Here is a 6,000-nt window from a genome sequence, read left to right as displayed (position 1 = left end):
ACCATGATCCCTGCCATTCACCAGCAGAGATCACGCCCAACTGCGCCAGGCCATCCCCTTCTACCTGGGAAAACAGGATGGAATCCTCTCATTGGCGGGTGGGAACCGGGCATCCACGCGGAAGGTGAGGCCCAAGCATTGGAAGCACGTTTGCGAAGGATCGGGGTGGACGTGGTCCGTCCTGCCGACGCAGGAGAAGGACGAAGCTGCCTTCTTGACCCCAAGCGTGAGTGGGGATTGGTTTATGTGGTCGCGCACGGCGCCTTCTTCCCGTGGCCGAGGTCCTCCGACTCCCAGCTGAGCCTGGTCGACAAGACCGTGGTGAGGGCGGGGGACTGGTTGCATTCCGGGTGCCGGGCCGCCTTGGTTTTCCTCAACGCCTGCGAACTGGGCCAGGGGGTTGTCCACCGTGCTGGCGATCTGAATGGCTTCCCTCTGGCATTGCGCGCCCGAAAAACCACCGCCGACCTTTCCGCCTTGAGCCCGGTCGCGCCCGAAGATGCCCACAGCTTCGCTGCCGCCTTCTACGAGGAGCTGCCGGACAGTGACAGCCTCGCGGCCTTCCGCCAAGCCTGTCTGACCGCCATTGGATTGGAGAAGCCACCCTCTGCTTGGGCGCCCTACGTCCACTCCGGCTTTCCCGTCCGGATACCGGACGGCCATCGCCTCAGGGCCGACCAGAGTCGTAAGTCAGCGGATGTGGTCAAGACCGCAACTCAAGACGAATCCGAAGGTCCCCGGACGTGATGGGCACGTTCTCCACGGTGGCGCGGCCCACGGTGTTCACCTCAGCTGACCAGTAGGCACCGTCAGGGGCCGTGATGACCACGATCAGCGGCTGCGCATTGTGTGCTGGGGTGAGTGTGAAACTGATCCTGGCTGTGTTCTCGGCCCTGTCGACCCTTGCCTTGATCAAGACATCAGATGCATATCCAACGCTGATGAGCATCGGCACGGGGAGGCGGATGGGGGCCACTTCGACAATCTCGGGCGCAAGGGTGGCGTGTTCCCTGTGCGCGGCTTGGGTGAGCCACGCCTCGATGTCGCGGATCATTACTGCGGCGGCGGTCGGAACTTCCCGGGTAGCGAGCAGCTCGAGCTCGGCGAGCAGAGGCTGGGTTGCCTGACCCTGGGCCGCACCCGGTGTGCCGGTCAAGGCGGCGTCCAGCACGGTGAGGTAGGCGTTGATGGCCGCGGTGCGGGCCTGCAGGTCTGGGGCCGTGGGGCGGCCGGCGGCGAGCCACAGCCCAGCTAGCGATGCCTCAGCGGCGGTTGCGTGTTCTGGCGCGCTGGCGTCAACGGCGTAAGCGACGGCCAGGTCCTCCAGAGCGGCGGCGGCCCACCGGGCTCGGTGTGCGGCCTCCTGCATCAAGGTCTCAGAGGCGGAGTCGTTCAGCGCATACGCAGCGAGTGCCAGACGGTGCAGCATCCACGCTTCGAGCATCAGCCGGTCGACACGGACGAAGCCGGGATCGCGGATCACGCCCAGCAAGGGGTGGCGCCGGCCAGCCTGGTAGACCTGCACCACGGGCCGCTCGGGAAGGCCGGCGTACAGGGGCAGGTCCGCGACGATCCGACGGCCGTGCCCGTCGGGAATGTCTTCTGCGGGGAGAAAGACCCCGGAGCCGCGCACCGTGCCCTCGCTAGGATCGAGGACGCGGGCCACTAGTTCGGTGACCTCCTGATCGTCTGGCTCGGTGTCGTCAGCCAGGACCGCGCTGATCCGCAGCCGGAGCGGGTCGGTGTACGTCTCGACAAGGAGCTCCGGAGCCTCAGCCCCGTCCCAGCGCAGGATTCGGGCTGGCACCAGCGCCGGGTCCACGCAGGCCGTAACCAGGGCGTCAGGCGCCGCCGCAGGAGCAGAGACACCAACGTGCACCGCTGGCCCCGCTCCGAGTCGACCTTCACCAACGGCGCGGGAGGCAGCGTTTACGCCAACGGCGGCTTCGAGCTCGACGGCGAGATCGTGCAGGTACGCGGCGTCGGGATGCCCGTCGGCGAGCACCTGGGCGGCAGTTCGGGTGGCGGCAAGCAGATCGGGACGCATGGCCCTTGGCAGCTCACCATTCAGGAACTGCTCGGCCCGGTACAGCAGGCTGGCTGCCCCGGCAGCGAATTCGGCGCTGGCCTGCTCGGCCAGCCCAGCGCCGTGGGAGGCTAGAGCATGGTCGATGCCCACGGTGGCCTCCGGGATCGGGGCGGGCATCCACCGCTGTACGCCTGCCACCAGGCCGAGCCTGGCCCAGGGCTCAGGCAGTAGCGGCGGGGCGGGCACAGCCGTGGTCCCGGAGGCGAGGGCAGCGCCGACCCCCCTTACCCACTCCTCACCGAACAGGTCCGTCAGCGTCTGGAGCGCGTCGCGGTGCGGCACTGTCCACGCCAGTACCCGCCGCGGTTCGGTGAGGTCGACCGAGACCGTCACGCCGGGCGCGGGGGTGACGATCCCGGCGGCAACCGCGGCAGGCTGGGCGCCCCACCAGCTCAGCTCGCCTCGCTCGTCGGTGACCAGGCCACCGTGCTGCTGCGCCATCATCGCACCGTCCCCACTCGCCGAGATTGCCCTTCACTACTCATGCAGATCCCCCACGGCCATATTCGGCCGCTAGGGCGGCCCGCATCAGGTTGATCGTCTGCTCGACCGCCGCTTTCTTGCTACGACTTCGGGCATTGTCAGGGCGCGATGATCCCCACCGCTGTTCCAGACACGCCCACCACCTAGCTTCGATCGTGATATCGACGTCTGCGGTGCCTGATGCCAGCCCGGACAACAGGTCCCGGGCCTGGGCAGCCTCCCACGACCCATCCTGTGGCAGCCACTTCGGCGCCGCTGCCGCAGCTGTCGCGATCGCATCCATTGTCACGATGAGGCCGGCATGGTCCGGCGAGGACACGTATCCCAACTCTTCATCGAACTCGGCAAGTGGGACAGCCTGCTGATCAGTGAGCCGGCGGTTCACGATGCGTACAAGGAGCCCAGGGAGCCTCTTCTCATCTGGTTCCTCGCCCTGGCCTGACTCCCTCAGCAGGTAGAGAGTGGCTTCCTCGACACTGGCGGAAAACACGTCCTCCGCCTTCGCAGGAAGTTCCCCACGACGCCGCATCCGGTCGGCGAGGTGACCGATCTCCTCCCATCGTTGCCAGCCTTCCTTACCTACCAGCCACTCCTCCCGTTGCTCGGAAGTTTGTCTCCGCTGGCGGGATTTCGCCTGATGCTGGTCGCTGACCGGCTGCGATGGGCCGGACTCGGACGGGTCTGCCACCTTCACCGGCGGTGCGTCAGGAGGAAGGACAAGTTCACCGGTCCACAGCTGGCGGGCGATCAGATCCACCAACTGAGCCCAAGTCTCAGGCCTGACTTTCAGCGCCGCCAACTTGTTCCTGTCAGTGAGCACGCCGTCGCGGTCGAGCTGTTGTCGGACCAGCAGGGCGGCGCGGTCCTTGAGGTTGTCCCGTTGATCCTTGCGGAGATTGAGGTGCTGCTCATTGAGCCACTCTTTAGCGCGGTCGAGGGCCTGCTTGGCGATGCCGCAGATCGCGTACGTGAGTGGCCCGGCGTGGTATTCGATCAGCGCAGCGGTGGCGGCGCGGACGTTGGACTGGGTGAGCGGTTCATCGAGGGCGCTCACGCGCGCGGCGGTGAGGTCCTCGGTTACTCCGCCGAGGTCGCCGGTGCGGCCAAGGGCATTGGCGACCGCGGCCGGAATCGAGTCCTTCTTCAAAAGCGCGTTAGCGCAGGTGGTCAGCTGCTTGGAGACCACAGCGCGGTTCACTGTACGGTCCGGGCGATCCGCAGGAAGGTCCCGGTCCAGCCATCGTTGACACAGTTCCCTTTTGGACAGCCCCGGCTCTCCGGCCGGAGGATCCCACCATACTGGTGCGTTCACTCGGCCTCCCCCGCGGCCAACGTTGCCCCTCTTCTCCCAGCTTAGAGGCCTGACGGGGAGCGCGGCCGGCAGGGGCGGTGAGGCTGGTCGGGCTTTCCCCGCCCCGGCCCGCCTGGGTGAGGGGTCAGTAGGTATCGCCGGGCGGGTAGACCAGGAAGGGCCCAGCGTGCCGGGGCGCGCCGTGAGACCGTGCGGCCCGACCCTGTCGCCCGACCCGCGCGGCACCGCTGTCTCCCGGTCGGCCTCCCTGAGGGAGGCGGCCGTCATCGCCTCGGGCTCGGCCTCGTCCTGCTCTGCCCGGGCTCGGTCGCTCTCCTGCGTCGAATGGGGCGGTCCGCTCGGGTCTGCAGCGCAAACAGTAGCTGGGTGACGTGCGTCAGCTGATGCTCCGGGTGCAGCTGCGGTAGCTGGTAGCGGTGCTTTGGGTCAACGGCCAACAGATAGCTGGGCGAAGCGTCACAACCCTGGCTGACTATTTGGTAAGGACGATCTAAATTGGCACAGAACGAGCTGGCGTGGTGCCCTATTCCGTCAGCCATAGTCATGCTGGTGAGGTGACCACTTCAGTAAGCTATGGAGCGTGGCTGCCTAAAGGTCTGAGGCTCAACACCTTGGCGCGACAGGTTGCGGATCAACTGCGTGTGGGCGTGGACCCCGGACGCGGAACGAGCTGGCCGCTGTCATGGGTGTGTCTCGGCCGCCAGTCTCCGCCGCTGTTATGCAGTTGAACGGGGTAGTCCTTCTGAAGAACGCGGGCGGCACCCGCCTTGATGTGCCAGCGCAAAGGATTCAGGCCCGATTAGGCGAACCTTCATGAGCCATCGCTCTCGCGAATGACAATCAACTATATCGTCGCCTAGTCGACGACACGGATTTTCATTGAACGATCAGGGATATTCACTGTACACCATTTCCTTTATTACGATATCGCCGATAAGTACTTTCGGGAGATAGCTGCCTTTCATATACGAGGCGCGACAAGGATTCCCTTCGTCTTCACTCGTACACACATTTCCGTGAATATAGATGTACATCGGGCCCCTTTCCTCCACGTATTGCACTGCTATTTCTATGTCCTCATAGACTCCCACGCCGAAGCCAAGCACCTCCAGGCCACTTGGGTAGACAGACGTATCTTGCTTATAGACCTTTAGGATAATAACGTCCCCTACAGCTGGAACCGTCTCCGGATATTGCTCCCCTCTCGAAACAACCGTGTATCTTTTGTTCCTAACACCCAGGTAGCCGTTACCCATTTCCCATCCCACCAGACCGCATCTGGGACCTAAATTTCGGATTGTGGCAAGCGCGCCACCATGCCCGTATCGCCTCCAGTGAATCACGTGTCGTTTCACACGCGACCAAATCTTCCGGCAGGATCCACCGGAAGTTGGAGTGTCGTTTCGACAGGGTGATGGGGTGACCGCCGTATTCGACGGCATAGGTGATCTGGTGAACCCTGCACGAGTAGCTCGCTTCCACATACCCGTGATGAAACGCAAACTCCGGATCGACAGGTACGGGCCCGCTCCATCCGATGTGATCGATGAGCACGCGGCTTAGAGTCTGCCGAAGCTCCTCATCGCTATCTTGGAACTCTCCCGGAATTTCTTCAATTCCAGGCAGGTCTTTGGTCATCGATCGCTTGAGGAGGAGCACGCGGTCGCACTGGTGCACGACGGCCGCCACAGCTTTGCGCTCAGGCAATTTCGACAGCGGTTCGATTAGATCGGAAAAGACTTCAAGCTCTGGCGATGACGTTGGATTCTGCTGCCGCCTACCCCTGAGATTTATTGGCATCTGTCATCACCGCCCTGCGTAAACCGCTTCGATTTAGTACACCGGACTGCTGTTCCAGTTTCCCCTGATACATCGACGATGAGAATGAGCGGCTTGCCAGGGCCACTCGAAGAGGTCCGCAGCTCTGTGCCGTCAATCGCGCGCTTGGAGCGATTTCCCATACATTCACCAAACCCAGCTCGCCGATCCAGCGTCAACCTCGCCGAGGTAAAAATGGTCTTGATGCTGGGTCGCCACGCCCCGCTGTCTCGGACGTCCTTTCGGTGGTTTCTCCAATGTTCCGGCCAGGGTCTGCAGCATGCACCGTGAGGAATGC

General features: G+C 64.0%; 5 protein-coding genes. 1 reads left to right on the top strand and 4 read right to left on the bottom strand.

Going from position 1 to position 6,000, the window contains the following annotated elements:
• The first annotated feature begins 3 nt into the window (after positions 1-3).
• Positions 4-747 (top strand): CHAT domain-containing protein, encoded by a 744-nt coding sequence (locus ACIBVN_RS57625; protein WP_397150906.1) that lies wholly within the window; start codon positions 4-6, stop codon positions 745-747.
• Here the strand turns inward: ACIBVN_RS57625 and ACIBVN_RS57620 are convergent.
• The 4 genes from ACIBVN_RS57620 to ACIBVN_RS57605 form a co-directional block, all read right to left on the bottom strand.
• On the bottom strand, positions 704-2,422 hold the full coding sequence (locus ACIBVN_RS57620) for a hypothetical protein (protein ID WP_397150902.1): 1,719 nt from the start codon (positions 2,420-2,422) through the stop codon (positions 704-706). The genes ACIBVN_RS57625 and ACIBVN_RS57620 overlap by 44 nt on opposite strands.
• A 148-nt stretch (positions 2,423-2,570) precedes the next feature.
• The gene (locus ACIBVN_RS57615) at positions 2,571-3,758 is read right to left on the bottom strand and encodes a hypothetical protein (RefSeq protein ID WP_397150900.1); all 1,188 of its coding nucleotides are present in this window, start codon (positions 3,756-3,758) and stop codon (positions 2,571-2,573) included.
• 1,013 nt (positions 3,759-4,771) lie between these two features.
• Positions 4,772-5,140, bottom strand: coding sequence for a hypothetical protein (locus tag ACIBVN_RS57610; RefSeq protein WP_397150898.1), 369 nt, complete (start codon positions 5,138-5,140; stop codon positions 4,772-4,774).
• Entirely contained in the window at positions 5,133-5,684 is a 552-nt protein-coding gene (locus ACIBVN_RS57605) for an NUDIX hydrolase (RefSeq protein WP_397150897.1), read from the bottom strand. The genes ACIBVN_RS57610 and ACIBVN_RS57605 overlap by 8 nt, the downstream gene beginning before the upstream one ends.
• Between the last annotated feature and the right edge of the window lie 316 nt (positions 5,685-6,000).

The organism is Nonomuraea sp. NPDC049400 (genome assembly GCF_044466425.1).
Taxonomy (GTDB): Bacteria; Actinomycetota; Actinomycetes; order Streptosporangiales; family Streptosporangiaceae; genus Nonomuraea.
Note: the sequence above shows the minus strand (reverse complement) of the source record. Positions and strands in the feature narration are given on the sequence as shown.

What these genes read in the sequence shown, in the direction of transcription:
- ACIBVN_RS57605 (WP_397150897.1), bottom strand. Translation starts at nt 5,684, where the DNA reads ATGCCAATAAATCTCAGGGGTAGGCGGCAGCAGAATCCAACGTCATCG.
- ACIBVN_RS57625 (WP_397150906.1), top strand. Translation starts at nt 4, where the DNA reads ATGATCCCTGCCATTCACCAGCAGAGATCACGCCCAACTGCGCCAGGC.
- ACIBVN_RS57610 (WP_397150898.1), bottom strand. Translation starts at nt 5,140, where the DNA reads ATGGGTAACGGCTACCTGGGTGTTAGGAACAAAAGATACACGGTTGTT.